The organism is Ferruginibacter sp. (genome assembly GCF_031430955.1).
In the GTDB taxonomy this organism is placed as follows: domain Bacteria; phylum Bacteroidota; class Bacteroidia; order Chitinophagales; family Chitinophagaceae; genus Ferruginibacter.
Genome location: NZ_JANPCM010000440.1, coordinates 1 through 2,864, shown reverse-complemented (window position 1 = coordinate 2,864; position 2,864 = coordinate 1). Strand labels below are relative to the sequence as shown.

Annotated in this window: 4 protein-coding genes; all 4 read right to left on the bottom strand. The window is 32.8% G+C overall.

Annotated elements, in window-relative coordinates; genetic code table 11:
* Positions 1 to 201 (bottom strand): dodecin family protein (locus ACY65O_RS12220; protein WP_462221136.1); only part of this gene is annotated, 201 nt, incomplete at its 3' end.
* Positions 202 to 255: 54 nt separating this feature from the next.
* Positions 256 to 954: a LolA family protein gene (locus tag ACY65O_RS12215; RefSeq protein WP_462221135.1), complete on the bottom strand. Its 699-nt coding sequence runs from the start codon at positions 952 to 954 to the stop codon at positions 256 to 258.
* 1 nt (position 955) lies between these two features.
* Positions 956 to 1,849 (bottom strand): ABC transporter permease, encoded by an 894-nt coding sequence (locus ACY65O_RS12210; RefSeq protein ID WP_462221134.1) that lies wholly within the window; start codon positions 1,847 to 1,849, stop codon positions 956 to 958.
* Positions 1,827 to 2,759 (bottom strand): ABC transporter ATP-binding protein, encoded by a 933-nt coding sequence (locus tag ACY65O_RS12205; protein ID WP_462221133.1) that lies wholly within the window; start codon positions 2,757 to 2,759, stop codon positions 1,827 to 1,829. Before ACY65O_RS12205 ends, ACY65O_RS12210 begins: the two co-directional genes overlap by 23 nt.
* Positions 2,760 to 2,864: the final 105 nt, after the last annotated feature.

The following is a 2,864-nucleotide window of genomic DNA, read 5'->3' as shown; positions in this document are numbered from 1 at the left end:
CTCCACTTCAAAACTAATGCTTACATTAACCCTGAATTCGGTAATAACACCTTTTTTATCTACCTGTGCACTCTGATTATTTACGTTTATACTTTTTATATTGCGTAAAGATTTTGCAGCATGTTTTACCGCATTTTGAGCAGCATCTTCCCAACTTTTTTTAGAATTGGCTAATAATTCAATAACTTTTAAAATTGCCATAGTTATATTTTTTTATTAAGATACAAATTATTACTTAATAGTTGTATTAAAATTTTACTGAAAAACGGCATCGGCTATTCCTTTATTAATGCTGTAAGAACTTATAGTTATTTCTGCCCTCCCTTTTTTATTTTTTGCGTTGCCAGTAGTTTTTTTAGCTTCGCTGCCATCGTCAAAATCAAAAGTTACACCTTTAGGCAGTTTATAGTCTTTACTGTTAAAAGAAAAAATTATTTTATCGGGCAATCCGTAATCTATATATTTTCCATAAGCCATTTCCAGTTCATAACTTCCATTTTCTCTGGTAGTGGTTTTGGCTTTTCTTATTACCAAATTAGTCTCATCAATATATAAAGTAGATAATACCACATCTGCATTATCATCTTCTGGTAACAGTTTAATTACTTTTACGGCAACTCCTGCAACCTTATCAAAGCCTGCATCTAACGCAGTAAATTTTCCATTACTGATAATGTTATTTAAATTAATGCTCACTGCGCCTTTAGGCACAAATGATATACCCTTTTCATTTTTTATTTTAAGCTGGTTAGGTCTTTTGAAGTAAATTTTAACTGTAGCTACGGGTATTTTTAAAAAGATTACGTTGGTTTTCATTTTGCCAGATGCCTCATAATCATTTACCTTTTCAATTTTAGCTTTTACTTTTTGTATCAGCGTATTTACATCCTGTGCTTTTGAAAACAGCGGGCAGCAGGCAATAAACAGTAAAATAAACGGGGTTCTTTTTTTCATGTTACGATAGAATATCTTTTCTTTTAAATACAATTACAGAGGCGGATAATAAAATAAAAATGTGTGCCAGTAAAATAAATAAACTCTTTCGGATGGCAGGCCAGTTTTCAATAGTACCTTTTATAGTTTCTCCATCTTCCGTGGTACCAATGTAAAAAAAACCTTTCCAGCCTACCAAATAAGATGTAAATAAAAATGGCTTTACATTTTTATCTATTATGGGTACGTTAATATTGGAGATAATGGTACATACAATAACAATACATACTGTAGCAATAATTGGCCCAATAGAATTTTCTGCAAAAATAGATAGAAATAATGCCAGCGCTGCAATAACGGTTAATGCTACAGTTGCGTAAGCAAAAGCTGCAATGTAACGCCACACTATATCGTCTTTAGTAATCAGCAGTATTTGAGATTCTTCACCTTTTGACCGGAAAATAAGCATATCATCCGCACCAAAAATTAGCAGGCTAAACACCAAGGATGTTATTGCCATCCACAACAACAATAAAATAGTAAAGATAGTAGCTGCTGCAAACTTTACTAAAATCAATTGAGTCCGGCTAATTGGTTTTGAAATTAACAGCCGTAATGTACCCATATTGGCTTCACCAGAAATAGAATCAGCAGCAATTAATGCAACCAATATAGGCACCTGAATTAAAAGCGTATTCAGGATTATATAACACATAAAATACCCATTGATTGCTTTCACTCTTTCAAATTCAAAAGTATCTTTTACACTTTGCAGCATCATATCCATGTAATTCTGCCCATCTGCCTTAAAAGCAAACTGAAAGATAAAAACAATGGCTGCAATAGCTGCAAAAGCTATGTAAGTACGGGGTCTTTTAGAAATTTTGTACAACTCAATTTTTAGTAACGTCCACATAATTTTGCTGAGTTGTTAATGATAAAAAATAATCTTCCAAAGAATGGCGTGGCTGAATAGACAGGATACCTATTTCCATTGCAGACATATCATTTGTAAGTTCAGGAATGCCTGCTTTATTCATTTGCATTTTTACAATATCGTTAGAAGGTAAAATAAATGAAGCCCATTTTGATTGTGACAGTTTATTCTTTGCGTCGGCATTGTTTGTAGTTTCTATCTGTACAATTGTTTTTGCAGGGTCCAGCAGTTCTGCTGCATTACCCTCTACCACTTTTTTACCTTTATTAATAATTAAAATTCTGTTAGCTATTATTTCTATTTCACTTAGTAAGTGAGAGGATACCACAATTGTTTTTCCCATTTCTTTACTCAACTGCAAAATAAGGTTACGCATATCTGCAATACCCTGCGGATCTAAACCATTTGTAGGTTCATCTAAAATAATTAACCGGGGATTGTGTACTAAAGCCACTGCTATTCCCAAACGTTGCTTCATTCCCTGGCTAAAAGTTTTTACTTTACTGTTAGCCCTTTCAGCAAGGCCTACCATTTCCAATTGTTTCATTAATAATTGCCGGGTAACTTTTACGCCACTCATTTTAGCAAAGATGGAAAGGTTTTGATAAGCAGAAAGATATTTATACAAATCAGGTTTTTCAATTACTGCACCTGTTTGTTGTAATACGTCGCTGCGGTGGGTAAATAAATTCTTTCCAAAAATATTTATTTCGCCTGATGTTGGTTTTATAAGCGTTAATAACATTCTTATTGTAGTTGATTTACCTGCTCCGTTTTGTCCAAGAAAGCCATAAATATCGCCTTCATTAACGGTAAACGAAAGATCGTCAACCGCTTTTAAGTCATCAAATTTTTTTGAAAGATGAGTAACACTGATAACTGCAGACATAGTAATATATATATATGTAAAGGTAAAACGGATATTACAACTAATTGTTCGTAAAAGTAAAACAGCTTTTCAAAAAATTATTAAAAATCTTGCACAGTTAAAAAA